27 protein-coding genes are annotated in these 26,768 nt (G+C 60.7%); 20 read left to right on the top strand and 7 right to left on the bottom strand.

The window, feature by feature from the left end; translation table 11 throughout:
- Positions 1 to 15: 15 nt before the first annotated feature.
- Entirely contained in the window at positions 16 to 1,446 is a 1,431-nt protein-coding gene (locus E4P32_RS07600) for an ATP-binding protein (protein ID WP_116432537.1), read from the bottom strand.
- A 2-nt stretch (positions 1,447 to 1,448) separates the two neighbouring features.
- The gene (locus tag E4P32_RS07595; protein ID WP_029363764.1) at positions 1,449 to 2,138 is read right to left on the bottom strand and encodes a response regulator transcription factor; all 690 of its coding nucleotides are present in this window, start codon (positions 2,136 to 2,138) and stop codon (positions 1,449 to 1,451) included.
- A 400-nt stretch (positions 2,139 to 2,538) separates the two neighbouring features.
- Between E4P32_RS07595 and E4P32_RS07590 the strand changes: the two genes are divergently transcribed.
- On the top strand, positions 2,539 to 4,125 hold the full coding sequence (locus tag E4P32_RS07590) for a tetratricopeptide repeat-containing glycosyltransferase family protein (RefSeq protein ID WP_116432538.1): 1,587 nt from the start codon (positions 2,539 to 2,541) through the stop codon (positions 4,123 to 4,125).
- A 45-nt stretch (positions 4,126 to 4,170) separates the two neighbouring features.
- Here E4P32_RS07590 and smpB read toward each other — a convergent pair whose 3' ends face one another.
- Complete coding sequence (smpB, locus tag E4P32_RS07585) at positions 4,171 to 4,620, bottom strand: SsrA-binding protein SmpB (RefSeq protein WP_016835449.1); 450 nt, start codon at positions 4,618 to 4,620, stop codon at positions 4,171 to 4,173.
- A gap of 68 nt (positions 4,621 to 4,688) precedes the next feature.
- Here smpB and E4P32_RS07580 point away from each other — a divergent pair, with 68 nt between their 5' ends.
- The 8 genes from E4P32_RS07580 to E4P32_RS07545 all read left to right on the top strand — a co-directional run bounded on the left by E4P32_RS07580 (position 4,689) and on the right by E4P32_RS07545 (position 12,403).
- A complete protein-coding gene (locus E4P32_RS07580) occupies positions 4,689 to 5,120 on the top strand; it encodes a type II toxin-antitoxin system RatA family toxin (RefSeq protein ID WP_116432539.1) in 432 nt (143 codons plus the stop codon).
- Positions 5,113 to 5,403 carry an RnfH family protein gene (locus E4P32_RS07575; protein ID WP_116432540.1) on the top strand — a complete coding sequence of 97 codons (291 nt, stop codon included), beginning with the start codon at positions 5,113 to 5,115 and terminating at the stop codon, positions 5,401 to 5,403. The genes E4P32_RS07580 and E4P32_RS07575 overlap by 8 nt, the downstream gene beginning before the upstream one ends.
- Positions 5,404 to 5,533: 130 nt before the next feature.
- Entirely contained in the window at positions 5,534 to 6,994 is a 1,461-nt protein-coding gene (gene guaB / locus E4P32_RS07570) for an IMP dehydrogenase (protein WP_016835451.1), read from the top strand.
- Positions 6,995 to 7,100: 106 nt separating this feature from the next.
- The gene (gene guaA / locus E4P32_RS07565) at positions 7,101 to 8,681 is read left to right on the top strand and encodes a glutamine-hydrolyzing GMP synthase (protein WP_116432541.1); all 1,581 of its coding nucleotides are present in this window, start codon (positions 7,101 to 7,103) and stop codon (positions 8,679 to 8,681) included.
- Positions 8,682 to 8,820: 139 nt separating this feature from the next.
- On the top strand, positions 8,821 to 11,022 hold the full coding sequence (locus tag E4P32_RS07560) for an OsmC domain/YcaO domain-containing protein (RefSeq protein ID WP_116432542.1): 2,202 nt from the start codon (positions 8,821 to 8,823) through the stop codon (positions 11,020 to 11,022).
- A 111-nt stretch (positions 11,023 to 11,133) separates the two neighbouring features.
- Positions 11,134 to 11,424, top strand: a complete 291-nt coding sequence (locus E4P32_RS07555) for a nucleotidyltransferase domain-containing protein (protein ID WP_116432543.1) — start codon at positions 11,134 to 11,136, stop codon at positions 11,422 to 11,424.
- Complete coding sequence (locus tag E4P32_RS07550) at positions 11,421 to 11,771, top strand: DUF86 domain-containing protein (RefSeq protein ID WP_116432544.1); 351 nt, start codon at positions 11,421 to 11,423, stop codon at positions 11,769 to 11,771. Before E4P32_RS07555 ends, E4P32_RS07550 begins: the two co-directional genes overlap by 4 nt.
- Complete coding sequence (locus E4P32_RS07545) at positions 11,768 to 12,403, top strand: 2'-5' RNA ligase family protein (RefSeq protein WP_116432545.1); 636 nt, start codon at positions 11,768 to 11,770, stop codon at positions 12,401 to 12,403. Before E4P32_RS07550 ends, E4P32_RS07545 begins: the two co-directional genes overlap by 4 nt.
- Here the strand turns inward: E4P32_RS07545 and E4P32_RS07540 are convergent.
- On the bottom strand, positions 12,393 to 13,610 hold the full coding sequence (locus E4P32_RS07540; RefSeq protein WP_116432546.1) for an MFS transporter: 1,218 nt from the start codon (positions 13,608 to 13,610) through the stop codon (positions 12,393 to 12,395). The two genes, E4P32_RS07545 and E4P32_RS07540, sit on opposite strands and share 11 nt — an antisense overlap.
- Before the next feature lie 139 nt (positions 13,611 to 13,749).
- Between E4P32_RS07540 and E4P32_RS07535 the strand changes: the two genes are divergently transcribed.
- The gene (locus E4P32_RS07535) at positions 13,750 to 14,637 is read left to right on the top strand and encodes a LysR family transcriptional regulator (RefSeq protein ID WP_116432547.1); all 888 of its coding nucleotides are present in this window, start codon (positions 13,750 to 13,752) and stop codon (positions 14,635 to 14,637) included.
- A 19-nt stretch (positions 14,638 to 14,656) separates the two neighbouring features.
- Here the strand turns inward: E4P32_RS07535 and E4P32_RS07530 are convergent, their stop codons facing one another.
- Positions 14,657 to 15,904 (bottom strand): YbfB/YjiJ family MFS transporter, encoded by a 1,248-nt coding sequence (locus E4P32_RS07530; protein WP_116432548.1) that lies wholly within the window; start codon positions 15,902 to 15,904, stop codon positions 14,657 to 14,659.
- A gap of 145 nt (positions 15,905 to 16,049) precedes the next feature.
- On the opposite strand from E4P32_RS07530, the gene E4P32_RS07525 reads away from it, so the two are divergent.
- Entirely contained in the window at positions 16,050 to 16,640 is a 591-nt protein-coding gene (locus E4P32_RS07525; protein WP_116432549.1) for a TetR/AcrR family transcriptional regulator, read from the top strand.
- Here E4P32_RS07525 and E4P32_RS07520 read toward each other — a convergent pair.
- The gene (locus tag E4P32_RS07520) at positions 16,637 to 16,930 is read right to left on the bottom strand and encodes a helix-turn-helix transcriptional regulator (protein WP_116432550.1); all 294 of its coding nucleotides are present in this window, start codon (positions 16,928 to 16,930) and stop codon (positions 16,637 to 16,639) included. The two genes, E4P32_RS07525 and E4P32_RS07520, sit on opposite strands and share 4 nt — an antisense overlap.
- Before the next feature lie 309 nt (positions 16,931 to 17,239).
- Here E4P32_RS07520 and queE point away from each other — a divergent pair, with 309 nt between their 5' ends.
- From queE to ldcA, 4 genes are all read left to right on the top strand, one after another.
- Positions 17,240 to 17,875 (top strand): 7-carboxy-7-deazaguanine synthase, encoded by a 636-nt coding sequence (queE, locus tag E4P32_RS07515; protein ID WP_016835458.1) that lies wholly within the window; start codon positions 17,240 to 17,242, stop codon positions 17,873 to 17,875.
- A 115-nt stretch (positions 17,876 to 17,990) separates the two neighbouring features.
- Complete coding sequence (gene queD / locus E4P32_RS07510; RefSeq protein WP_016835459.1) at positions 17,991 to 18,437, top strand: 6-carboxytetrahydropterin synthase QueD; 447 nt, start codon at positions 17,991 to 17,993, stop codon at positions 18,435 to 18,437.
- A 13-nt stretch (positions 18,438 to 18,450) separates the two neighbouring features.
- Positions 18,451 to 18,999, top strand: coding sequence for a tRNA adenosine(34) deaminase TadA (gene tadA / locus E4P32_RS07505; protein ID WP_116432551.1), 549 nt, complete (start codon positions 18,451 to 18,453; stop codon positions 18,997 to 18,999).
- A complete protein-coding gene (gene ldcA, locus E4P32_RS07500; RefSeq protein ID WP_116432552.1) occupies positions 18,992 to 19,933 on the top strand; it encodes a muramoyltetrapeptide carboxypeptidase in 942 nt (313 codons plus the stop codon). The genes tadA and ldcA overlap by 8 nt, the downstream gene beginning before the upstream one ends.
- A 9-nt stretch (positions 19,934 to 19,942) precedes the next feature.
- Here ldcA and E4P32_RS07495 read toward each other — a convergent pair whose 3' ends face one another.
- A complete protein-coding gene (locus E4P32_RS07495) occupies positions 19,943 to 20,539 on the bottom strand; it encodes a DUF1439 domain-containing protein (protein WP_116432553.1) in 597 nt (198 codons plus the stop codon).
- Positions 20,540 to 20,762: 223 nt separating this feature from the next.
- Here E4P32_RS07495 and E4P32_RS07490 point away from each other — a divergent pair, with 223 nt between their 5' ends.
- The 5 genes from E4P32_RS07490 (at position 20,763) to E4P32_RS07470 (ending at position 26,761) form a co-directional block, all read left to right on the top strand.
- Positions 20,763 to 22,361, top strand: a complete 1,599-nt coding sequence (locus E4P32_RS07490; protein WP_116432554.1) for an ABC-F family ATPase — start codon at positions 20,763 to 20,765, stop codon at positions 22,359 to 22,361.
- Between the two features lie 48 nt (positions 22,362 to 22,409).
- Positions 22,410 to 23,549, top strand: coding sequence for a quinolinate synthase NadA (gene nadA, locus E4P32_RS07485; RefSeq protein WP_199525559.1), 1,140 nt, complete (start codon positions 22,410 to 22,412; stop codon positions 23,547 to 23,549).
- Positions 23,546 to 24,433 (top strand): carboxylating nicotinate-nucleotide diphosphorylase, encoded by an 888-nt coding sequence (gene nadC / locus E4P32_RS07480; RefSeq protein WP_116432556.1) that lies wholly within the window; start codon positions 23,546 to 23,548, stop codon positions 24,431 to 24,433. Before nadA ends, nadC begins: the two co-directional genes overlap by 4 nt.
- A 202-nt stretch (positions 24,434 to 24,635) precedes the next feature.
- Positions 24,636 to 25,931 (top strand): MASE1 domain-containing protein, encoded by a 1,296-nt coding sequence (locus E4P32_RS07475; protein WP_233526527.1) that lies wholly within the window; start codon positions 24,636 to 24,638, stop codon positions 25,929 to 25,931.
- Positions 25,928 to 26,761, top strand: a complete 834-nt coding sequence (locus E4P32_RS07470; protein WP_116432558.1) for an alpha/beta fold hydrolase — start codon at positions 25,928 to 25,930, stop codon at positions 26,759 to 26,761. The genes E4P32_RS07475 and E4P32_RS07470 overlap by 4 nt, the downstream gene beginning before the upstream one ends.
- Positions 26,762 to 26,768: the final 7 nt, after the last annotated feature.

The raw sequence follows: 26,768 nt of genomic DNA, 5'->3' as shown, positions 1-26,768 counted from the left end.
CTTCAGGTGCTTTTTTTATGCCTCGTCGCCGGATGATGTCGGGGGTATTTCAGATGCGCTTTCGATGGCGTCATACGGCAGGACGATATCCACGCACAGTCCGCCGTCGACGCGGTTGAAGGCGCAGATGCGGCCGCCGTGCGCCTCGATGATGCGGCGCGCGATGGTCAGGCCAAGGCCGTAGCCGTTGCTGTTTTTCTGGGTGCGGCTGCTGCGGAAGAAGGGTTCGAAGATCAGCTGCAATTCTTCTTCAGGCACGCCGGGGCCGTGGTCGATGACCGACACCAGCAGCGACTGCCTGTCCTTGTCGACCTGGGTATTGATGGCAATGGTGGTGTCGACGGCGGTTTGCTTGATGGCGTTGCGCACGACATTTTCGATGGCGCGGTAGAGCAACTCGGCGCCGCCCTTGATGACAACGTCGCAGCGGACGATGCCTTCGATGTGGCGGTTCAGCGCTGCCGCTTCGAAGCGGGCGTCGTCAATGATTTCCGTCAGCAGGTCTTCCATGCGGATGTGGTCTTCCATGGCGCCGGTGACGCCTGCTTCCAGTCGCGACAAGGTCAGCAGTTCGCCCACCAGCTTGTCCATGCGCACGCCTTCGCGCTCGATGCGTTCCAGCGTGGCAGCGGTTTTTTCAGGCTGCAGGCGCGCCAGTCCGATGGAAGCTTGCAGGCGCGCAATCGGTGAACGCAGTTCGTGCGAGACGTCATGCAGCAAGCGACGCTGGCTGTCCATCAAGGCGCGCAGCTTGTCGGTCATGCCGTCGAAGTCGCGGCCGAGGTCGGATAGTTCGTCATTGCGCTTGCCCATCTGCGGCGCCAGGCGGTCGTTCAGGTTGCCGGACGAGGCGCGCGCGAAGGCAGATTTGAGCAGACGGATCGGTTGCGAAAAATACCAGGCCAGCAGCATCGCGAAAAACAGGCTGGCAACGGTCGCCACCAGCATCGGCATCATCGGGAAAAAGAACGGTGGCGGCGGTTGCATGCGGCGCGGTCCGCGTTCTTCGTGCGGCGGTGGTCCACCGAATTCCGGATTGACGGGTGAGGGCAGGAACAGCAGGTAGGTGTGGCCGTCGGCGGCCTTGACTTCCTCGACCACGCGGCGACGGGTTTCGTGCTGTTCGGTGCCGAGCAGGGCGCGTGCTTCTTCGATCAGGCGCGGATGGACTTCGCGGCCCAGCAGTTCGCGCTGTTGTTCATCGACGGCGTAGACGTGGTGGCGCTCGGCGTTGACCACCAATTTGCGCAATGCCTCGGTACCGCCGTACTGCAGCGTGGCGGCGGCGGAGCGGATCATGAAGGCGGCCGGAGGGCTCTGGTCGAGGTCGCTGGTGCGCCGGTCGCGTTCCCGATTCTCCAGCGAGAACATGATGCCGACGCCGATCGTCGCCGTCAGCTGCGCCACCATGATGAAGAAGAAGAACTTCCAGAACAGCCGTCCCACTGCTATTCCTTGATGAACTGATATCCCAGGCGGTAAACAGTCTGGATGCAGGATTTGTCGCTGCCGAGGGTAGCGATCTTCTGGCGGATGCTGCTCAGGTGGACGTCGATGTTGCGATCGAAGCGCGCCAGCGGACGGCCCAGGCCTTGTTCCGAAAGATGCTGCTTGCTGACCGGTTTGCCGGCGTTGCGGGCCAGCACTTCAAGCAGGTTGAATTCGCTGCTGGTCAGTTCCAGCGGGCGGCCGGACCAGGTGGCGCGGCGTTGCTCGGGCCACATCGACAGCGCGCCCACGGCCAGCGGCGAGTAGGGGCTGTGATCGGGATTGTCGATCACGGTGCGGCGCAGGATGGCGCGTACGCGGGCGGTCAGTTCGCGCGGCGTGCATGGCTTGGGAACGTAATCGTCGGCGCCCAGTTCGAGGCCGATGATGCGGTCGGTATCGTCACCCTTGGCGGTCAGCATGAGCACCGGAAGATTGCTCTTGGCGCGGATGCGGCGCAGGGTTTCCAGGCCGTTCAGGCGCGGCATCATGACGTCGAGGACGACGATGGCATACTGGCCGGAGAGGGCCTCGACCACGCCGCTTTCGCCGTCGTAGGCGACGCGTACTTCAAACTTTTCCTGCTCGAGGTATTCCTTGAGCATGTCAACGAGTTCAATGTCGTCGTCTATCAGCAATACTTTGGACATCGTCGCTGGTTTCACTTTCTTTGATTTTGCGGTGCTTCGGATTGCGCAATCATATGCGCAAAAGGCCGCCGCACGGTACTGCGGTAACGATTGGTGTCGGCATCTTTACAATCTTTTACCCTGCTTTTGCCGCGCGTAAATAGTGGAGAACCGGGAGAATTTGCCCTTTTGAAAATGCATGGCCCGTCAGCGCCTTGCAGGACAGGGCGGAGCCGGAATTTACCCGGTTTTACACGGTGACGTGGGCCTTTGCATGGGGCTATGGCCGATACTGCGGCCTTGTTGATATATGCCGCCAACACCTTCGCGGTTTTTGTTGCCGGGTGCAAATGACGGTAAAGAACAGGCCGCGTCGCCTGGGGAGATAATGTGCGCGACATCGATGAGACGGACTTGAACCATGTTGCATGAAAAGCTTTTGCAAGACCCTGGCCACCTGCAGGAACTGATGACCTTGTTGACGCAGAGCATTGCCGCCGACCTCGAGGGGCGGCCGGATGATGCGCTCAACCTGATCGGACAGGCCATCACGCTCGATCCTGCTTTCGTGCCGGCGCTGATGCGCCGCGCCGACCTGTTGATGGCGCAGGAGCGCTATGCCGAAGCGATCGCCGCCTACGACGATTGCCTGCAGCGCTTTCCCACTCTGGAAGACGCGTCGCAAGCGCGCCATCGTGCCATGATCCTGGCGCTGGATCATTGCCAGATCATGCTCGAGGAGCGGCCGCAGGAGGCCGCTCTGCTGTGTGAGCAGGCGGCGTTGCTGGAGCGGCTCGGGCGTTTCGACGAGGCGCTGGCCAGCCTGGACCGGGCACTGGAATCCACGCCGACGCACCAGCAGGCGTTGAATCAACGCGGCAACGTGCTGCTGCACCTGAACCGCCACGAAGAAGCCGTGCTCTGCTATGACCGTATCCTGGCGCAATCGGCGGTCGATGCGGCGGCGATTTTCAATCGCGGCAACGTGCTGCAAAAAATGAACTGCATCAACCAGGCGCTGTGGTGCTACGAGCAGGCGCTCACCTTGCAGCCGAATTTCCCCGAGGCGGAGATGGCGCAGAGCCATTGTCTGCTGTTGCAAGGCGACTTTGCCGGCGGCTGGCAGCATCACGAAGCGCGCTGGCGGACCACACAACTGCGCGACCAGGGGCTGTTCCCGCATGAGCCGGCCTGGCTGGGCGAGCCGTCGCTGAGCGGGCGCAGCATCCTGTTGTGGGCCGAGCAGGGGCTGGGCGATACGATCCAGTTCGCGCGTTACATTCCTCTCGTCGCCGACATGGCGGCGCAGGTGACGGTGTGCGTGCCGGAGAGCTTGCGACGGCTGCTGGCTTCGCTGACCGCCTTGCCCAATGTCACGCTGGTCAGCAACGACAAGGCGCTGACGCCGCACGATTTCCATTGCCCGCTGATGAGCTTGCCGCTGGCGCTGAGCTGGACGCTGGCGACGATTCCGGCGGCGGTGCCGTATCTGCATGCCGACGCCGAACTCAAGCAGCAGTGGTCGGCCGTACTCGGTCCGGCATCGCCGCGGCTCCGCGTCGGCCTGGCCTGGGCCGGTCGACAGCACGGCGAGCTCAATTACACGCGCGATATCCCCTTGAGTCATCTGCGTCCGCTGACGGAGATCGACGTGGAATTGGTGAGTTTGCAGCAGCAGATTCCCGCCGGCGATCTCGCTGAGCTGGCGCAGTGGGGGCGCATGCACCGACTGGAGGCGGCCATGACGGACATGGCCGAGACTGCGGCGCTGATCGACAATCTTGATCTGGTGATCAGCGCGGATACGGCGGTGATCCATCTGGCGGGCGCACTGGGCAAACCGGCCTGGCTGTTGCTGCGCTATGAAAGTGAATGGCGCTGGGGTTGGCAGACCGGCAGCTCGCGCTGGTATCCGACGGTGAAGGTGTTCCGTCAGCAACATCGCGGCGAGTGGTCGGGCGTGGTGGAAGAAGTAGCGGAGTGCCTGCGGTTGGCGGCAGGCAGATAGGGAGAGTCAGAGCGTCGCCGCGCCGGTAGCGTGGCGACGATTTTTTTAACGGCGGTGGGTTTTCATGGCGGCCTGGATTTCACGCTGGCTGTCGCGTTGCTTCTCGGTCTCGCGCTTGTCGTGCTGCTTCTTGCCCTTGGCCAGGCCGATTTCGCATTTGATGCGGCCTTTGCTGAAATGCAGGTTCAGCGGCATCAACGTATAACCGGAGCGTTCCACCTTGCCGATCAGCTTGTCGATTTCGGAGGCATTGAGCAGCAGCTTGCGGGTGCGGGTGGTTTCAGGATGGACGTGCGTGGAGGTGCTGGTCAGGGCGCTGATGTGCGCGCCGAACAAAAAAATCTCGCCGTTGCGGATCGTCACGTAGGCTTCCTTGATCTGCGCCTTGCCGGCGCGGATGGCCTTGACTTCCCAGCCTTCCAGGACAATCCCGGCTTCGAAGCGCTCTTCGACGAAGTAATCGAAAAATGCTTTTTTATTATCAACAATACTCATCTGGTCGGAAAATCCGTGGTCTCGGTTAAAATTTCAACTTTGCGATTTTATCAAACGGACCACCATTCATGGCAGTCGTACATAAAACAGTTCTGATCAATTACAGCGCCGAGCAGATGTTCAAGCTGGTCGACCGCGTCGAAGACTATCCTGAATTCCTGCCCTGGTGCGGCGGTGTTGACGTTGAAGAGCGCCAGGGCGACAAGCTCAAGGCCAAGCTGAAGATCAACTATCACGGCCTCAAGCAATCCTTCACCACCGAAAACACCAACACGCCGCCGAGCAGCATGACCATGCATCTGGTGGAAGGTCCGTTCAAGCATTTCGAAGCGCGCTGGAACTTCAAGGCGCTGCGCGAGGATGCCTGCAAGATCGAATTCGACATGCAGTACGAATTCTCGAGCCGCATCCTGGAATCGGTGATCGGGCCGGTGTTCAGCATGATCGCCAACAGTTTCGTCGATTCTTTCTGCAAGCGTGCAGAACAGATATATGGCTGAAACGGCGCAATTGCAAGTCGAGATCTGCTACGCCGCGCCGGACTTGCAGGTCCGCAAGCCGGTGCGTGTCGACGCCGGCGCCACCGTGCAGCAGGCCATCATGCAAAGCGGGGTAATGCGCGAGTGTACAGCAATCGACCTGACGGTTTGCCGCGTGGGCATCTACGGCAAGCTCAAGACGCTCGATACCGTGCTGCGTAATCACGACCGGATTGAGATCTACCGCCCGCTGATCGCCGACCCTATGGATACACGCCGCCGCCGGGTGGCGAAGAAGGGCTGAGGCGCAGCTCCGGCTCGCTTGCCGGAGAGCATGCAGCAAATAAGCTGCACATTTCACGGAAAAATCAAGGTCGGCGCGACGCGTGCAAAAGTTTTCTGTATAATTCGCTTTTGCGCCTATAGGAAATGCTATGCGTCTTCTCCAAAAAGCACTCACATTCGATGACGTGCTCCTCGTCCCGGCTTATTCGGACATCCTCCCCAAAGATACTTCCCTTGCCACGCGTCTGACACGCAACATTCGCCTGAACATTCCGCTTATCTCCGCGGCAATGGACACCGTGACTGAAGCGCGCCTGGCAATTGCCATCGCACAAGAGGGCGGCATCGGTATTGTCCATAAGAACCTCACGCCGAAGGAGCAGGCGCGCGAAGTTTCCAAGGTCAAGCGTTTTGAGTCCGGCGTAGTGCGCGATCCGATCACGATCCCGCCCACCATGAAGATCCGCGAAGTCATCGCGCTGTCGGAATTGCACGGCATCAGCGGTTTCCCGGTTGTCGAGGGCAGCGCCCTGGTCGGTGTGATCACCAACCGCGACCTGCGCTTTGAAGAAGACCTCGACGCCGAAGTGCGCGCCAAGATGACGCCGCGCGACAAACTGGTCTACGTCAAGGACGGTGCCGGCCTGGAAGAAGCCAAGCGCCTGATGAACAAGCATCGCCTCGAGCGCGTGATGGTCATCAACGACAACTTCGAGCTGCGCGGCCTGATTACCGTCAAAGACATTCAAAAGTCCACCGCTCACCCGTTCGCCAGCAAGGACGATCAGGGCAAGCTGCGCGTCGGCGCTGCCGTCGGCGTCGGTCCTGACAATGACGAACGCATCGAATTGCTGGTTGCCGCAGGCGTTGACGTGCTGGTGGTCGATACCGCCCACGGCCACTCTGCCGGCGTGCTGAACCGCGTCAAATGGGTCAAGACCCGTTACCCGCACGTTGATGTCATCGGCGGCAACATCGCCACCGGCGCAGCTGCCAAGGCACTGGTCGAACACGGCGCGGATGCGGTCAAGGTCGGCATCGGCCCCGGCTCGATCTGCACCACCCGTATCGTTGCCGGCGTCGGCGTGCCGCAAATCTCGGCCATCGCCAACGTCGCAAAAGCGCTCGAAGGCACCGGCGTACCGGTCATCGCCGACGGCGGCATCCGCTTCTCGGGCGATGTCTCCAAGGCATTGGCGGCAGGCGCTTCCACGGTCATGATGGGCAGCATGTTCGCCGGCACCGAAGAAGCGCCGGGCGAAGTGATCCTGTTCCAGGGCCGCAGCTACAAGTCGTATCGCGGCATGGGCAGCGTCGGCGCCATGACCGACGGTTCGGCTGACCGCTACTTCCAGGACGGCGAAAACAACGCAGAAAAACTGGTGCCGGAAGGCATCGAAGGCCGCGTCGCCTACAAGGGCAGCGTGCTGGCGATCCTGTATCAACTGGTCGGCGGCGTGCGTTCCTCGATGGGCTACTGCGGTTGCGCCACCATCGATGAATTCCGCGAAAAAGCCGAGTTCGTCGAGATCACCTCGGCGGGTATGCGCGAGTCGCATGTCCACGATGTGCAGATCACCAAGGAAGCTCCTAACTACCGCGCCGACTAAGCAAGGTGACGATAGTGACAAAAGGCCGCGCCACTTAGTTTTGGCCGCGGCCTTTTGACTTATTTTTGCCGCTGAAATAATTTCAAACTTGCCTACCATCACAGCCATGCACTCAAAAATTCTGATCATCGATTTCGGTTCCCAGGTCACTCAGCTGATCGCTCGCCGCGTGCGCGAAGCCGGTGTGTTTTCCGAAGTTTTCCCTCACGACGTGAGCGACGAATTCGTCCGTAACTACGGCGCCTCCGGCGTGATCTTGTCAGGCGGCCCGAACAGCGTGACCGAAGGCGATACGCCGCGTGCGCCGTTCGCGGTGTTTGAACTGGGTGTGCCAGTGCTGGGCATCTGCTACGGCATGCAAACCATGGCCGAGCAACTCGGTGGCAAGGTGGAAAACGGCACGTTGCGCGAATTCGGTTACGCCGAAGTGCGCGCGCACGGCCACACCGCATTGCTGAAGGACATCGCAGACTTCACCACGGCCGACGGCCACGGCATGCTGAAGGTCTGGATGAGCCACGGTGACAAGGTCAACGAAATGCCGCACGGCTTCAAGCTGATGGCCTCGACCGGCAACTGTCCGGTGGCTGGCATGGCCGACGAAGATCGTCGTTTCTATGCCGTGCAATTCCATCCGGAAGTCACGCATACGCTGCAAGGCAAGGCACTCCTGAGCCGCTTCGTGATCGACATCTGCGGCTGCAAATCGGACTGGAACATGCCCGACTACATCGCTGAAGCGGTCGCATCGATCCGCCAGCAAGTCGGTACCGACGAAGTCATCCTCGGCCTGTCCGGCGGCGTCGACAGCAGCGTTGCCGCAGCGCTGATCCATCGCGCCATCGGCGACCAGCTGACCTGTGTGTTCGTCGACCACGGCCTGCTGCGCCTGGACGAAGGCAAGATGGTCATGGAGATGTTCGGCAAGAATCTCGGCGTCAAGGTCATCCACGTCGATGCGACAGATCAGTTCATGGGCCACCTGACCGGCGTGACCGACCCGGAAGCCAAGCGCAAGATCATCGGCCGCGAATTCGTCGAAGTCTTCCAGGCCGAATCGGGCAAGCTGAAGAACGCCAAATGGCTGGCGCAAGGCACCATCTATCCGGACGTCATCGAAAGCGCCGGCAAGGGCAAGAAGGGCGCGCACACCATCAAGAGCCACCACAACGTCGGCGGCCTGCCGGAGACGCTGAATCTGAAGTTGCTGGAGCCACTGCGCGAACTGTTCAAGGACGAAGTGCGCGAGCTGGGCGTGGCGCTCGGTCTGCCGCACGAAATGGTTTACCGTCATCCGTTCCCTGGTCCGGGCCTGGGCGTGCGCATCCTCGGCGAAGTGAAGAAAGAATTTGCCGACCTGCTGCGCCGCGCCGATGCGATCTTCATCGAAGAGCTGCGCAATACCAAGGATGCAGACGGTCAAAGCTGGTACGAAAAGACCAGCCAGGCCTTCGCCGTGTTCCTGCCAGTCAAATCGGTAGGCGTGATGGGCGACGGCCGCACCTACGAATACGTGGTGGCGCTGCGCGCCGTGCAGACCCAGGACTTCATGACCGCGCACTGGGCGCATCTGCCGCACGAGCTGCTGGGCCATGTGTCCAACCGCATCATCAACGAAGTGCGCGGCATCAACCGCGTGGTCTACGACATCTCGGGCAAGCCGCCTGCAACGATTGAGTGGGAGTGATATCTCCTTTCAGGAAACATCACTTGCCAGTTGATTGATTACAAAGCCCTGTTCTTACAGGGCTTTGTATTCTGGGCCGCAGTACGGTGGCGGATAATAGCGGCGACATCATTTAGAGCATCATTTTTGGAATTCCCCCATGGAAATTAAAGTCAACTTCCTCGACAAGCTGCGTCTCGAAGCCAAGTTTGATGACTTCACGGTCATCGCCGACCAGCCCATCCGCTACAAGGGGGACGGCTCGGCGCCAGGGCCATTCGATTACTTCCTGGCGTCGTCGGCCTTGTGCGCCGCTTACTTCGTGAAGTTGTACTGCAACACGCGCAACATCTCGACCGAAAATATCCGTCTGTCGCAAAACAATATTGTCGACCCGGAAAACCGTTACAAGCAGATCTTCAAGATCCAGGTCGAGTTGCCGGCGGATATCGAGGAAACCGATCGCCGCGGCATCCTGCGGTCCATCGAGCGCTGTACGGTGAAGAAGGTGGTGCAGGAAGGCCCTGACTTCATCATCGAAGAGGTGGAAAGCCTGGACGCCGACGCGCAGTCCCTGCTGACCCTGAAGCCTGACTCCGACGCCAGCACTTTTATCCTGGGCAAGGACCTGCCGCTGGAGCAGACCATCGCCAACATGTCCGGCATCCTGGCGGACCTGGGCATCAAGATTGAAATCGCTTCGTGGCGCAACATCATTCCCAACGTATGGTCCCTGCATATCCGCGATGCACATTCGCCGATGTGTTTCACCAACGGCAAGGGCGCGACCAAGGAAAGCGCCTTGGCTTCGGCGCTGGGCGAATACATTGAGCGTCTCAACAACAACCATTTTTACGCCGGTTCATTCTGGGGTGAAGACATCGCCGAGGCGGAATTTGTCCACTATCCGAACGAGCGCTGGTTCAAGCCCGGTCGCAAGGATGCACTGCCGAAAGAGATCCTGGATGCCTACAGCCTGGAAATCTACAACCCCGATGGCGAGCTGCGTGGTTCGCATCTGATCGACACCAACTCCGGCAACGTAAAGCGCGGCATCTGTTCGCTGCCCTATGTGCGGCAGTCGGACGGCGAGACGGTGTATTTCCCGTCGAACCTGATCGAAAACCTGTTCGTCAGCAACGGCATGAGCGCAGGTAATACGCTGGCCGAAGCACAGGTGCAATGTCTGTCCGAGATTTTCGAACGCGCGGTCAAGCGTGAAATCCTGGAAGGCGAAATCACCTTGCCGGACGTGCCGCAGGACGTGCTGGCAAAATATCCCGGCATCCTGGCGGGCATCAAGGGCCTGGAAGAGCAGGGCTTTCCGGTGCTGGTGAAGGATGCATCGCTGGGCGGAACCTATCCGGTGATGTGCGTCACGCTGATGAACCCGCGTACGGGCGGCGTCTTTGCCTCGTTCGGCGCGCATCCGAGCTTTGAAGTTGCACTGGAGCGCAGTCTCACGGAGTTGCTGCAAGGTCGCAGCTTTGAAGGCCTGAACGATTTGCCTCCGCCGACCTTCGAGAGCAACGCGGTGACTGAGCCGAACAACTTCGTTGAACACTTCATCGATTCCAGCGGCATCGTGTCGTGGCGCTTCTTTAGCGCCAAAGCGAATGTCGAATTTGTCGAATGGGACTTTTCTGGCCAAGGCGAAAACTCCAACGCCGAAGAAGCCGCGACCTTGTTCGGTATTCTCAAAGACATGGGCAAAGAGTCCTACGTAGCGGTGTACGACCAGTTGGGCACCATCGCCTGCCGGATTCTGGTGCCCGGTTATTCGGAAGTCTATCCGGTAGAGGACCTGATCTGGGACAACACCAACAAGGCGTTGTTGTTCCGCGCCGACGTGTTGAACCTGCATCGCCTGGATGATGCCGCCCTGGAAGCGCTGCTTGAGCGTCTGGAAAACAGCGAACTCGATGAGTACTCCGATATCGCCACGCTGATCGGCATCGAATTTGATGAGAACACCGTCTGGGGTCAACTGACGGTGCTTGAATTGAAGCTGCTGATCCAGCTCGCCTTGCAGCAATTCGAGGACGCGCAGGATCTGGTCGGGGCTTTCTTGCAGTACAACGACAACACGGTCGAGCGCGGCTTGTTTTACCAGGCGCTGAAGGTGGTGCTGGAGGTCATGCTGGATGACGATCTGGAACTGGACGACTACGTGGTCAACTTCCGCCGCATGTTCGGCGACGCCCGCATGGACGCGGTCATGGGTTCGGTGGACGGCAGCGTGCGCTTCTTCGGCTTGACGCCGACCAGCATGAAACTCGAAGGCCTCGACCGGCATCATCGCCTGATCGACAGCTACAAGAAATTGCACAAGGCGCGGGCCAATGCGGTGGCGGCCGCTTAGGAGGATGAGTTTCAGGACTTCGATCAGATAGCGGGGCAGTCAGGCGGGAGGCCGCGACTGGTCGAGGTGGTACAATTTCCTTCAACAGTATTTCATCCTGTGCCCGATTCCATGAAACCATCTATCGCATTTCACATGCATCGCGACGCGATCCGGCGGATTGTGGAATGTCATCACGCCCGCAATCCGCGCGTGTTTGGTTCAGTCGCCCAAGGCAGCGACACGGAAGGCAGTGATCTGGATCTTCTCATTGAGCCGACGGCTGAGACCACACTGTTCGATATCGGCGCCATCCGCCACGAGCTCCTCGAATTACTGGGAGTGCAAGTTGATGTCCTGACGCCAAAGGCGTTGCCGGAAAAATTCCGGGCTGCCGTGCTTGCCGAATCCATTCCTGTATGACTAGAGAACAGCAACGTCTGCTCGATTATCTCGAGCATATGATGCAGGCCATAGAACGCATCCGTCGCTACACCGATCCACTGGACGAAGTCGCGTTTCTGAAAAATGAGTTGGTACAGGATGCGGTTATTCGCAATCTTGAGATCCTGGGCGAAGCCAGCAATAATATCCAGAAGCTCTATCCCGAATTCGCTGCGCAACATCCGGAATTACCGTTGGCATTTGCCTATCAAATGCGAAACGCCGTCGCCCACGGCTACTTCAAAGTCGACCACGAGATTGTATGGAAAACTATCCATACGGATCTTCCCGTGCTCTATGAGCAGGTGCGGAGTATCAATGTTTGATCATCGAGGTGGAGCAATTGATGGCTGAGCAGGATCTGTTCGGCGATGTGCCTGCGCCTGCAGCGCGTCCGCGCGAGTCCCGCAAAGCCCGCCCACCAGCTTTCCCGCCTCAGCACACCTGGTTCTTCGCTTTGCGTCCGGCCGTCGCGGATGCAGCCCGTCTTGATGCGTTTGCTGAAAAATTAATGACGTCTCATGGCGTCACCGGCAAACGTGTCGGGGCGGAGCGGCTGCATATCACGCTGGAACTGGTCGGGCACGACAGCGACGAGCGCGTGGTGGAGGCTGCATGCCGCGCAGCCGACGCAGTTCGCTTTCCCTCCATTGATGCGCGTTTCGATGCTGCGGTGACATTCTCCGCACCCAGCGGACCGTTCGTGCTGCTCGCGGGCGAGGGACTCAATGGCGTACGGGAACTGCGCACAGCGCTTGGTTGCGCGATGGCCGAGCAGGGTTTTACGCCGCAGCGTTCCTACGAACCGCATATGACGCTTGGCTACGATCCGCGCCACCGGGTGGAGCGGATCTCCCTCGATCCCATCGGCTTTCAGATTGCCGAGTTCGTGCTCGTCAAAAGCCATATCGGACTGTCACGGCACGAAGTATTGCGCGTGTGGCCGCTCAACGGCTGAGCTCGTCCGTCCGGTGCGACCCGCCGCGCCAGTGCACCAGCCCCGCGACAATACCCAATACGATGCCGAAGACCACGATGCCACTCCAGCCGTAGCGCGCCATCAGCCAGCCGCTGATTATCACGCCGAGCGCGCCGCCGGAGAAGGTGGCGGTCATGTACAGGCTGTTGATACGACCTTGCGCCTTGGGATCGACCGCGAAGGCGCGGGTCTGGTTGGACACCAGGCCGGACTGCACGCCGATATCGAGCACGATGACCCCGATCACCAGCAATACCAGCGAGGTTTCCGCGCCGGCCAGCAGCAGGAAGGCTGCCGTCACGATGCCGATGCTGGCCGCAACGACGCTGCGCGGTCCCAGCTTGTCGGTGGCGCGGCCGCCGAGTGATGCGGCCAAGGCGCCGGCTGCGCCGATGACGCCGAAACCGCCCGCCCAGGCGCTGCCGAGGTGCCAGGGACCGTTCGCCAGCAATGCCGCCAGATTGACCCAGAACGCGTTGAAACACGCCCACAACAGCGCTTGCACCATCATCGATTCGCGAATCGGACGATGGTCGCGCGCCAGCGGCCACAGCGATGCCAGCAGGCGTCCATAGGACAGATTGGTGCTGGGCACGCCGCGCGGCAGCAGCATCGCAGCAGCGATCCACACCGGGATCATGAACGCCGCTTCCACGCCATACACCGCACGCCAGCCATAGGCTGATCCGACTACGCCGCTGATGGTGCGGCCGAGCAGGATGCCGACCATGATGCCGCTGACCACCGTCCCGACCGCACGTCCGCGATCTTTGGGCAACGACATGACGGCGGCAAAAGGCACCAGTTGTTGAGGCACGCAACTGACGATGCCCAGTCCGAACGAGGCTGCGATCAGCGCCCAGATGCCGGGCGCCAATGCCGCGGCACTGGCGAAGACGAAGGCTCCGACGATCTGGCCCAGCACCAGCTTGCGGCGGTCGAAGCGATCGCCCAGCGGCAGCAGCAACGCCAGTCCGACGGCGAAACCGAGCAGCGCCGAGCCGGCGACGAGGTCGACTGTTGCCACATCGACGTGCATGTCTGAGGCAATCAGCGGCAGGATGGGTTGGGTGCAATAAATGTTGGTGATCACCGCGCCGGCGATGATTGCCATCATGAGGATCTTGCCTCGGGACGCCACGGCAGGCGCGGCTGGGCTGGCAGAGGTTATGGGCTGGCCGTTCACGGAATTCTCCTTCGACAGGTGCCTGCGAAGTGCGGCGGGATGCCACGTTCCCAGGCTCATGGCGTAGCTTACTTGTTTGCATTTATAAAGATAATTACCTAAGATTGGGAATCATCCTTCCAGAATTTGGTAGTTATCCATGAACCGTCTCGACTCCATGTCCATCCTGATCGCCGTTGTCGATGCCGGCAGCTTGTCGGCTGCCGCGCGTGTCCTCGACATGCCGCTGGCGACGGTCAGCCGCAAGCTGGCGGAACTGGAGGCGCATCTGAAGACGCGCTTGCTCCATCGCTCCACACGGCAGCTGTCGCTGACGGAAGCGGGCATCTCCTATGTGGCCGCGTGTCGACGCATCCTGGAAGAAATCGGCGAGGCCGAGCGCGCCGCGACAGGGGAGTACGCTTCACCAAAAGGCGAATTGCTGGTGACGGCGCCGGTGGCGTTCGGACGGCTGCACGTGGTGCCGGTGGTGGCGGAATTCCTGGCGCAGTATCCGGAGATCAGCGTCAACCTGATGCTCACGGATCGAGTCGTGCATCTGATGGACGAACATGCCGACGCGGCGATACGGATCGGCGAGCTGCCCGACAGCATGCTCATGGCCACGCGTGTCGGGACCGTGCGACGCGTGATCTGCGCCAGCCCGGCTTATCTGGCGGCACATGGCGTGCCGGCCCGGCCGCAGGATCTTGCCGGGCATGCCTGTGTCACATTTGAAGTCCTTGCGTCCATGCGCGCCTGGGTATTCGGGAGCGGCAAATCCGAGTTGTCGGTACCGGTGCAATCGCGGTTTACGGTCAACACGGCGGAGGCGGCCATCGCGGCTGCAACGGTGGGAGTCGGACTGATCCGCGTGCTGTCCTATCAGGTCGCGGACGCGGTGCGTGAGCAGGCGCTGCGCGTGGTGCTGGAGGAGTTCGAATCGGCGCCGTTGCCTGTCAGCCTGGTGCACACGGGACAGGCGCCGCTGCCGTTGAAGCTGCGGGCCTTCCTGGATTTCGTGACGCCGCGTTTGCGCGCGCACTGAACGACTCCTTGCTCAATAATCAGGTGCGCCGGCGTTGCAGCAACGGCAGGCCGAGATCGGACGTGAGTGCAATGGCGATCGCAATGCCGCCGATCATGAAAAGCAGGCGATGGCTACCGCCGCTGGCATTGAAGATGGCCGAATAGCTGTAGCCGGCAACCGCCTGGAACGCCGCAAAGATCGTCGTGGCGCGTCCCCAGACGACGTTTTGCCGCTCGGCGTGTGCATGGCCGGTGACGGTTTCCCGTACGCGCGCCAGCATCAGCGGCACGATGCCGGGCGGGAAGGCGCCGACCAGCAAGGTCAGCAGGGCGAGGTAGAGATGGTTGTCGGTGCTGCACAAGCCCGCTACCGCCAGCAACTGGACCAGCAGCACGTAACGCATGGTCAGCCGCGCACCGATGCGGTCGGCCAGCAAGCCGTAGACCGGCGGTCCGAAGATCGCGCCCACGCCATACAGAATCCAGAACAGCGACCCCTGATGCGCGCCGGCGCCGAGGCCGCGCGCAATGAAATCGACGAAGAACACCATGGCCGGCACCAGGCCGACGGCCATCAGCGCGTATTGCGCATACAGCAGGCCGACGCCGGATGACGATGGCGGTGCGGCTGATGCCGCCGACTCTGCATGTGTCGTCACAGGTGCAGTGACAGGACCGGCGGCCGGCGCATTTGCCGGCGGCCAGGCGAACCAGCTGGCCGCCGTCAGCACGGCCGACACCACGCCGAGCCCGAACCAGGTTTGCCAGAGTCCGAGATTGAGCAGCAGCGGCACCAGTGTTCCTGAACCGGCGATGCCCAATCCGAGCCCCAGAAAGATCGCGCCGCTGGCCGAACCGCGCCGTTCCGGCGGCACGTGCGGCAGGATGGTCGCAGCCACCAGCACCATGATGGCGCCGCCGGCGATGCCGGACACCAGTCGCCAGCCGAAGAACCATGCCACCGATAGCGGCATGGCGCAGGCCAGGAACGACAGCGTCACCAGTACCATCATTAGCCGCAGCGTGGCGACGTTCGACAGCTTGCGCGCGATCGGCCGACCCAGCAGCGCACCGAGCAGATATCCGGCCAGGTTGGCGGCGCCGAGATAGACGATGTATGAAGCTGAAAACCAGTGCGCCTGGATCAGCGGTGGAATCAGCGGCGTGTAAGAAAAGCGCGCCAGACCGATGCTGACGAGACTGGCGCACAGGCCGGCAAGAATGTGACGCCATACCGCTGAACGGCTGGCTACTGCGGTGGCTGGGGCGGTGACGTCGGTGGACATGCGCGATGTTCCTTCAAGGCAAGCAGAATATTGTGCGAAATTATGTTTGACAATTATGTCAACAATGCGCATCGTAATCATCATTGACAGTTGTGTCAATGATGATTTACTCTCGCGCATCACCTACCGATTAATGGAGCAAAGCATGGCCGGAGTCCGGCAGTTCGACGAAGAAGCAGTGCTGGACAAGGCCCTGGGCCTGTTCTGGCAAAGGGGCTATGCCGAAACCACCATGCAGGAGCTGGCGGCGGTAACCGGCGTGCAGCGTGGCTCGCTGTACAACGCCTACCAGGGCAAGGATGCCTTGTTCCTGAAAGTGTTCGACCTGTACATGGACAGGTTCATCGAGGGCGTGGTCAAGACCTTGGACCGGCAGGACATGGCCGAGGCCCTGAGCGGCTTTTTCGCGTTCGTCATCGATTCCCTGACGACCGGAGCGCCCACGCGCGGCTGCCTGAGCAGCAAGACGGCATTGAGCGGCGAAATGATCGAAGAGCCGATACGCCTGGTATTGAAAAAACTGATCGACAAACTGGAACAGGTATTGCTGGAGCGCTTCCAGCGTCCGGGAGACGCCGCCATGCTCATGACGTCGCCGGAAGATGCTGCGCGTCTGATCGCCACCTTTACGCGCGGACTGGTGATCATGGAACGCGTATATCGCGACAAGGCGCGTTTGCTGGAGACGGCGGAAATGCTGGTGAGCTTGTTGCTGGGCTCCGCTAAAAAAGCTTAAGCCCCGTTATTGTCCGGCTTTGCCGGGATGCGTCCGATCAGCAGCCGCAGCCCGACCAGCCCCAGCAATTTTTCCGCAGTGGCGATGGTGCCGCCGGAACGGCCGCTCTCAATGTCGCGCAAGGTGCGTTCGGACAGGCCGGTGACTTTGGCCATTTCCTTGATGGTCAGGCGCATGGTGGTGCGCAAGTGGCGCAAATCCCATTCGGGATGGGCCAGCACGCCGTCGACGGCCTGTTTGCGCAGTTGCACCTGTTCCTGCAGAGAGATGGGATTGAAGCGTTTGTCCATGATGTCGTCGTTTCAGCGTAACGCCTGTTAGTAGAGCTAACAGCACGATAGTGCAGAAAATTTATATATAGGCAGAAAGCTGGTAGTAATAGATGACAATTCGTTTCTTATATTGATAGTTTTCTGCCGCAATGAGTCAAGTGGCAAAGGTAATGGGCGTGTCCGGTCAATGATCCTTTTCCGCGGCGCTGCATCCGGTCGCCACGCCAGACAAGCTATAATGCCGACTTACGGACAACGCGAGGCGCAAGCCTGCACGCACAGCGCCGAAACCCGCGGCGCACACGCCGCCGCCAGCTTCCTATCATCGTGACTTACAGCATCAAAGAAATTTTCTATACCTTGCAAGGCGAGGGCACGCACGCCGGTCGTCCGGCGGTGTTTTGCCGTTTCAGCGGCTGCAACCTTTGGACCGGCCGCGAAGAAGACCGCAGCAAGGCGATTTGCCAGTTTTGCGATACCGATTTTGTCGGCACCGACGGCGAGGGCGGCGGCAAGTTCAAGACCAGCGACGCGCTGGCGCAGACCATCAACAATCTCTGGCCGGAGACTTACGCTGCCAGCAAGTACGTCGTGTTCACCGGCGGCGAACCGCTGCTGCAGCTCGATGAAGCGCTGATTGCCAGCATGCATGCGGTCGGCTTCGAGATCGCCATCGAAACCAACGGCACGATTCCCGTGCCGCCGGGCGTTGACTGGATTTGCGTCAGCCCCAAGATGGGCTCTGAGCTCAAGGTATTCAAAGGCAGCGAGCTGAAGGTCGTGATTCCGCAGCAGGCGCAGGTGCTGGCCGACTACGAGAAGCTGGATTTCGCGCATTTCCTGCTGCAGCCGATGGACGGCCCCGACGCCGCGCGCAATACCAAAATGGCGATCGAGCTGGTCAAGAATAATCCAAAGTGGAAGCTGAGCATCCAGACGCACAAGCTGCTGCAGATACCGTAAGCAGCGGCGATATATTGGTTATCGGCTCGCGCCCCTGTTGCCGGGCGCGCGTTTGTTTACAATCCATTTCTATTTTCAATCCGTATTCAATCTGTATTCAATCCTTAAGGCGTTCATGCTGACCATCACCCGTAAACTCGAATTCGATGCCGGCCATCGCATCCCCGACCACAAGAGCCAGTGCCGCAATCTGCACGGCCATCGCTATACGCTGGAAATCACATTGGTCGGCAAGGTCATCGAAGTCGAGGGCAGCTCCGACAACGGCATGATCATGGACTTCTCCGACATCAAGACGCTGGCCAAGCAGCATCTGGTCGACGTCTGGGATCACGCCTTCCTGGTCTATGAAAAAGACTTGCCCGTGCGCGACTTCCTGGCCAGCCTGCCGGACCACAAGACGGTCGTGATCGACCGCATCCCGACCGTAGAAAACCTGGCGCGCACCGCTTTCGACATCCTTAACGCGGCCTACAAGGACGCCTACGGCACCGGCCTGCATCTGCAGAAACTGGTGCTGCACGAAACGCCCAATTGCTGGGCCGAGATCACAGCCGACTGAGGCGCAAGCGATCATGACCGACACGTTCATGGCCTCACCTGCGCACATGCAACTTGCACTGGTGCAGGCGCAGCACGCGTGGGACCTCGGCGAAGTGCCGGTCGGTGCGGTGGTGGTAAAGGACGGCGAAGTCATCGCCACCGGCTACAACCAGCCCATCGGCAAGCACGACCCGACCGCGCATGCGGAGATCATGGCCTTGCGCGCAGCGGCCGAGATCCTCGGCAATTACCGTTTGCCCGGTTGTGAACTGTATGTCACGCTGGAACCTTGCGTGATGTGCGCCGGCGCCATGATGCATGCACGCCTGGCGCGCGTGGTCTACGGTGCGAGCGATCCCAAGACCGGCGCCTGCGGTTCGGTGGTCAACCTGTTCGCGCAGGAGCAACTGAACCACCACACCGAGCTGGTCGGCGGCGTGATGGCGGAGGCCTGCGGACAGATGCTGAAGAGTTTTTTTTCCGAACGCCGCGAACAGCTGAAACAGGAAAGACTGCAACGCCAGGCAATCGCCCACGCCCATGCCAACGCCCATTCAATCGACGATGAAGCCAATGACTGAGACCTTGCTCGCTCCCGATATCCACGTACCGGCCGGCGCCTGCGTCGCCATCGTCGCTCCCGGCGGTTATGCACCTGACGAAGCGGCGGTCGGGCGCGGTATCGCCTTGCTGGAAGCGCAAGGCTGCAAAGTCAAAAGCTACTACGATCACGCGGCGCGGCACCAGCGTTTCGGCGCGACCGATGCCGGCCGCGCGGCCCACATCCAGCAAGCGGCTGCCGATCCCGAAGTGCAGGTCGTCATCGCATTGCGCGGCGCCTATGGCATGTCGCGCATCCTGCCGGTGCTGAACTACGAAGCGCTGGCCGCCAGCGGCAAATTGTTCGTCGGCTACAGCGACATCACCGCCTTGCATCTGGCCTTGCTGGCGCAGACTGGCGCCGGCGGCATTGCCGGACCGATGCTGTGCAGCGATTTTGGCGCCGAGACGCCGAGCGCGATGACGATGAATAGTTTCTGGCGCACGCTCACGCAGCCGACGCAGACCATCGCTGTGGAAGAGGCGGGCAATCCTGCGCTGAAGGTCTCGGGCAAGCTATGGGGCGGCAATCTGGCGATGGTCGTGCATCTGCTCGGCACGCCGTATTTTCCGCAGATCGACGGTGGCATCCTGTTCGTGGAAGACGTCAACGAACATCCGTATCGCGTCGAGCGCATGCTGCTGCAGCTGGAGCACGCCGGTGTACTGGCGCGCCAGAAGGCGGTGCTGCTGGGGGATTTCTCCAATTACCGCTTGTCCGACTACGACAATGGCTACAATTTCGAGCAGATGCTGGGCTATGCGCGCCAGCATTTGTCGGCGCCGCTGCTGACCGGTCTGCCGTTCGGCCATATCGCCGACCGCGTGAGCTTGCCGGTCGGCGCCCATGCCGAGCTGGAGTCGGACGCCTCCGGCTTCTCGCTGCGCCTCAGCGGTTATCCAATCCTGTCCTGATGTGCAAATCTACAAAGGCTTGATCTCGACCTTGACGCCATCGCTGAGCACCGTGATGGCGCCCGGTTCGAAACGCTTGCCGTTCATTTCCAGCTGTTCCGGCTTGAAGGTGTAGAGCGGGTAATCCTTGAGCACCTGTTCCGCCGCGGCGTTGCCGATGGCGTTGAGCTGCGGTGCGTATTGCGCAGGCACGCCGGCGATGTCGATTTTTTCCACGGTAGGCGAATCCAGCCGGACCGTACGCGAAGCAGCGTCGTACTTGAGCGCGCTGCTCATCGCCAGCGTGCCGTTGACGGGTTTGTTCATGAGCAGCTTGTTGTCGATCTGGGCGTCGACCACGGTGGTCAGGCGATTACTGTCGGGATTGAGCGCCAGGCGCGGATTGCTCAGGTTGACGTCGAACATGTCCATATAGCGCAGCTTGCGCGGGAACTGCGTGGCGATGGCCGACTGCAGGTCCTTCTTCGGCACGGTGTATTCGTTGGTCCAGATGTTGTACGCGGCCTGGCTGGCGCCGGCCGCCGCCAGCGCGCCGCAGGCCAGCAGCGCTGCGCCCGCCAGGCTGCGCCAGCGCTGGTTGAATAGGGATGTTGTCGTTTTGATCATCTGTCTTTCCTGTCATCGGGCAAAGCGGTTGGAACCGTTGCCGGGGAAATAATTCAAAGCGATTGCGCCCGCAATTTCCTGCGCCGCAAGGCGCAGTCACGCCGGACTTGGCCTGCAATGGTAAAATCACGCGTTTACACCTGACTCAGTGGGTTGGCTTGGTTTCGGGCAACTTGTCGGGCAACTCCTCAGGCAATATCTAAATACGTAAGGGCTTTTTTCAGTGTTATCCACGGCAAACATCACGATGCAGTTCGGCCCCAAGCCGCTGTTTGAAAACATTTCGGTCAAATTCGGCGACGGCAACCGCTACGGTCTGATCGGCGCCAACGGCTGCGGCAAGTCGACCTTCATGAAAATCCTCGGCGGCGATCTCGAGCCGTCGGCCGGCAATGTCAGCCTGGATACCAACGAACGCCTCGGTAAATTGCGCCAGGACCAGTTCGCCTACGAAGAAATGCGCGTGCTGGACGTGGTCATGATGGGCCACACCGAGATGTGGGCGGCGATGGCCGAGCGCGACGCGATTTACGCCAATCCGGACGCCACCGACGACGACTACATGAAGGCCGCCGACCTGGAAGCCAAGTTCGCCGAGTACGACGGCTATACCGCCGAAGCGCGTGCCGGTGAGCTGCTGCTGGGCGTGGGCGTGGCGATCGAACAGCATCAGGGCCCGATGAGCAACGTCGCGCCGGGCTGGAAGCTGCGCGTCTTGTTGGCACAGGCGCTGTTCTCGAATCCGGACATCCTGCTGCTCGACGAACCGACCAACAACCTCGACATCAACACCATCCGCTGGTTGGAAGACATGCTCAACGAGCGCAATTCCACCATGATCATCATTTCCCATGATCGCCACTTCCTGAACCAGGTCTGTACGCACATGGCCGACATGGACTACGGCACGCTGAAGGTCTATCCGGGCAACTACGACGAATACATGCTGGCGTCCTCGCAAGCGCGTGCGCAGCAACTGTCGGTCAATGCCAAGGCCAAGGAAAAGGTCGCCGAGTTGCAAGACTTCGTGCGTCGCTTCTCGGCCAACAAGTCCAAGGCGCGCCAGGCCACATCGCGCGCCAAGCAGATCGACAAGATCAAGGTCGAAGACATCAAGCCGTCCAGCCGCGCCAATCCCTTCGTGCGTTTCGACGGCGAGAAGAAGCTGCATCGCCTGGCGGTGGAAACGCAGAGCATCAGCAAGACCTACGACCGTCCGATTTTCAAGAACTTCAACATCATGGTTGAAGCCGGCGAAAAGATCGCCATCATCGGCGCCAACGGCGTCGGCAAGACCACGCTGTTGCGCAGTATCGGCGGCGACGTCGCCGGCCTGCAGCCTGACAGCGGCCTGGTCAAATGGGCGGAAAATGCCAACGTCGGCTACATGCCGCAGGATCCGACCGAAGAATTCGCCAAGGGTGAAGTCCTGACCGACTGGATGGGCCAATGGACCCAGGAAGGCGACGACGACCAGGCGGTGCGTTCGATCCTCGGCCGCCTGCTGTTCTCCGGCGACGACGTCAAGAAGTCGGTCCAGGTGCTGTCCGGCGGTGAAAAGGGCCGCATGATGTACGGCAAGCTGATGCTGGGTCGCCATAACATCCTGCTGATGGATGAGCCGACCAACCACATGGATATGGAGTCGATCGAATCGCTCAATATCGCACTTGAAAAGTATGCCGGCACACTGATCTTCGTGTCGCATGACCGTGAGTTCGTTTCATCGCTGGCCACGCGTATTCTGGAAGTGAAGGAAGACCAGATCATCGACTTCCGTGGCAGCTACGAAGACTATCTGTCCAGCCAGGGCATCGAATAACTTTTTTCAGGCGATCGATTTTTCGATCGCCTTTTTATCGTCCAAGCCATGCAAGCAACCGCAATGAAGGTCGTCGAATTTGAACGACCACAGATGGAGACAGGCAGCAGCTGCACAGCCAACGCGTGGGCCAAGGTCCCGGCTACGCCGACGGCCGATGAACGCCAGGCATTGAAGGCGCGCATCAGACAGTTGCTGAAGGAAAAACAGGCAGTGCTGGTCGCGCACTATTACGTCGACGGCGACCTGCAAGACCTCGCCGAAGAAACCGGCGGCTGCGTCTCCGATTCGCTCGAAATGGCGCGCTTCGGCCGTGACCATGCCGCACAGACGCTGGTGGTCGCCGGCGTGCGTTTCATGGGCGAAACCGCCAAGATCCTGAGTCCGGAGAAGCGCATCCTGATGCCTGATCTGGACGCCACCTGTTCGCTCGACCTCGGCTGTCCGACCGACGAATTCAACGCCTTCTGCGACGCCCATCCGGACCGCACCGTGGTCGTGTACGCCAACACCAGTGCCGCCGTCAAGGCGCGCGCTGACTGGATGGTGACCTCGTCGATCGGTCTCGACATCGTCAAGCACCTGCATGAACAAGGCAAAAAAATCCTGTGGGCGCCCGACAAGCATCTGGGCGGCTATATCCAAAAGCAGACCGGCGCCGACATGCTGCTGTGGCAGGGTTCCTGCCTGGTGCACGACGAATTCAAAGGCGTCGAACTGGAACTGTTGCGCAAGGAGTATCCCAAGGCCCTGATCCTGGTGCATCCGGAGTCGCCCGAAGGCGTGGTCGCGCAAGCCGACGTGATCGGCTCGACCTCGCAACTAATCGCTGCGGTGCAATCGTCGGACGCCAAGGAATTCATCGTCGCCACCGACAACGGCATCCTGCACAAGATGCGCGCCGCCGCACCTGGCAAGATTTTCATCGACGCGCCGACCGCCGGCAACAGCGCCACCTGCAAGAGCTGCGCACATTGCCCGTGGATGGCGATGAACGGTTTGCAGAACCTGCTGCACGTGCTGGAAACCGGCAGCAACGAAATCCACGTCGATCCTGCCATCGGCAAGAAAGCCGTGGTCTGCATCGACCGCATGCTGGACTTCGCGGCGCAGAAAAAAGCCAATGTGCGCCCGACCGGCGCATTGGAAAACGAACAAACACTGTTTGCAGGAATCGGCCCAGCATGAGTCTCACCGTCAGCAGCACCAGCAATCTGCGCAATCCCTTTGCACCTTTCGATCCGGCCTTGTCGGCGGCATTCGACGCCAACGTCAACCTGGCCATCGCCGAAGACGTCGGCAACGGCGACCACACCGGCAAGCTGGTGCCGGAAAACGAACATGTCAAGGCGCGCGTCATCGTGCGCGAACAGGCCGTGCTGTGCGGCGCGCCGTGGTTTGAAGCGGTCATGGCGCGACTCGATCCGCGCCTGCGCGTCGACTGGAAGTTCGGTGAAGGCGACCTGATGCCGGCCGATGCCGAAGTCTGCCGCATCGCAGGTCCGGCGCGCGCCTTGCTGACTGCAGAACGCGGCGCCTTGAACTTCCTGCAATTGCTGTCCGGCGTGGCGACCGCCACACATCGCTACGTGGACCTGATCCGCGACACCCGCGCGCGCATTCTCGACACCCGCAAGACGCTGCCGGGCCTGCGTCTGGCGCAGAAGTACGCAGTGCGCGTCGGCGGCGGCATGAACCAGCGCCTGGCGCTGTATGACGGCATCCTGATCAAGGAAAATCATATCGCCGCAGCCGGCGGCATCACCGCTGCCGTGACGGCGGCGATCAAGCTCAACGCCGGCGTCAGCATCCAGGTCGAAGTCGAAAGCATTGATGAGCTGGGCGAAGCATTGGCCGCAGGCGCCACCTCGATCCTGCTCGACAACTTCACACTCGACATGATGCGCGAAGGCGTCATGATCAATGCGCGCCGTGCCGTGCTGGAAGCGTCCGGCGGTATTAACATGGAAACCGTACGCGCCATCGCCGAGACCGGCGTGGACCGCATTTCGGTCGGCAGCCTGACCAAGGACCTGCAGGCGATCGACTATTCGCTGCGGATCATCGGCTGAGGTTGGCTGAGGTCGGCTGAGCCGGCTTTCTTCCTTCTTTCAACACAACCCGCATGACCTTCACGGCATGCGGGTTGTGTCGTTTTGCGACTGCGCTTGCTGCGGGCGCTGATAGAATGCGCCATTGCACCGGGCGTGAGAAAAGGCAATTGAACTGCCGCACTTCTGCCCGCACCGGCAGATCATCTTCAGGGAATCCAACGTGAAATCAAACAATCTCGCCGCACCGCTGTTATGGGCCGCACTGTATTTCGTGTTCGGTTTCGTCTCGCATGCGCTGAACGGCTCCTTCGTCGCCACCGGCTACATCTGGCTGCCCGCCGGGATTACCGTCAGCGCCTTGTTGCTGACGCCGACCGCGCGCTGGTTTCCATTGTTGGTGCTGTTGTTCGCCGCGCAGATTCTTCTGGGCTGGCTGGAGCATCGCGAACTGTGGCGCATGGCCTTGTTCTGCCTGGATGAAATCGGCGTTGCGGCGGTGGCGGTGTGGCTGGTCAGGCGCGCGCCTTTCCCGATGGAAGGATTGTTTTTCGTTCGCGGCCTGCTGATGGTCGGCGTTGGCGCCAGCATCGTCAGCGGTCTTTTTGGCGCAGCCTGGTTCACGGCGACGCAAGGCACGCCGTTCTGGCCGACACTGCGCGTCTGGGCGCTGTCCGATCTGGTCGGCATCCTCATCATGACGCCGGTGCTGGCGAGCTGGTCGCAGTTCCGGGCGACGCGTTCGGGCGGAATTGCGCGTACCGAATTCCTGCTGGGACTGGCGTCCTTCATTGCCGTCATTGCAACCGCTTACCTGGCATTCGACAGCGAGCTTGATCGCATTATTTTCGATATCGATTTTTCGACGACGTATCTGCCGCTGTTTTTCATCGCGCTGGTCGCCTTGCTCTGGGGCGGTCGCGGCGGCGCCTTGTCGGTCGCGGTGTTGTCCCTGATGGCGTTCGTCTACAACTCGCTGGGACGCGGACCGTTCGTCGAGCTGGTCCGGCTGAACTCCAGCAATGCCTTGCTGGAGTTGCAGATCTATCTTGCCGTGGCGTCGTTATTGTCGCTGCTGATCAGTGCGTTGAAGACCACCCGCGAGCAGTTGCATGAAGATGTCGCGCGCTGGAAGAGCAACGTCGAGCTGGCGCTGACCGTGAGTCGGCAACTGGTGTACAGCATCGATCCCGACAAGAAGACCATCGCCTGGAGCGGCGACGTGCAAAGTTTGCTCGGTCTTCCACCGGATACGCTCAGGACGCTGGACAACGTATTGAAGCTGGTGCATCCGCTGGATCAGCATCGCCTGCGTCAGCGTTGGCTGGAAGAAGAGAGTGGCGACAGCGACGATGTCCGTGATGACATGCCGTTCCGCTTGCTGCTGGCCGACGGAAAAATTATCGCAGCAATCGACATGAGTCGCAGTTTGCGCGATCCCGACGGCAGCCTCGTCATGGTCGCCGGGACCTGGCACTTCAACGGCGCAGATCTCGCGCAAGGCCGGAGCGAAAAATGACAGCCAAGGTTGGCGTCATCATGATTCACGGCCTCGGCGGCACGCAATACGATTTGGGGTCGATGCACAAGATCCTGCAAAAAGCGGGCGCCGATACCCATGCCGTGACCTTGCCCGGACACGGGACCAGGCCGGAGGATCTCATTCCGATCCGGGCCGAGCAATGGATAGATCTGCTCGTCGCGCAGTATCGCGAATTGCAGCCGCAGTACGAGCAGTTGCATGTCATGGGCATGTGCATGGGCGCGTTGCTGGCGCTGGTCTTGTGCGAGCGGGTCGGGCACACGGCGAAACAGGGCAAGCTGGTCACGCTGGCGCCGCCGATCTACATCGACGGCTGGTCGACGCCCTGGTACGCAAACTTGCGCCCGCTGTTCTACCTGATCCCCGGCGTTGCCTCCCGCATGAAGGTGGAAGAGGGCGAGCCCTACGGCATCAAGAACACGCTGGTGCGCGCCGTGGTCAAGGCCAAGTTCGAGCGCGGCGACAATTTCCACTACCGCTGGGTGCCGATGGCGTGCATCCGCCAGGTCGATCGCCTGCGCAGCTGGGCCACTGCCGGCGCGAAGAACATCAAGGCGCCGACCTTGATCGTGCATGCGCGCGAAGATGAACTCACCAGTTTGCGCTCGGCGGAATATCTGCAGGCGCACATTGCCGATGCCCGCACCGTGGTGCTGGAGAACAGCTATCACATGATCTGCGTCGACAACGATCGCGATCAGGTGGCCAATAGCGTGCTGGAGTTCTTTGGTTTCCCGCCGATGCCGGAACGGACCCGCACCCGCATGCGTGGCGCGCCCGCCGCAGACAAGGGCGAAAAAGAATAGCGCCGGC

The sequence above is a fragment of the Herbaspirillum sp. 3R11 genome (assembly GCF_004563925.1).
Classification (GTDB): Bacteria; Pseudomonadota; Gammaproteobacteria; order Burkholderiales; family Burkholderiaceae_D; genus Herbaspirillum.
The sequence above is the reverse complement of the archived record's forward strand: the minus strand, read 5'-3'. Positions and strand labels throughout refer to the sequence as shown.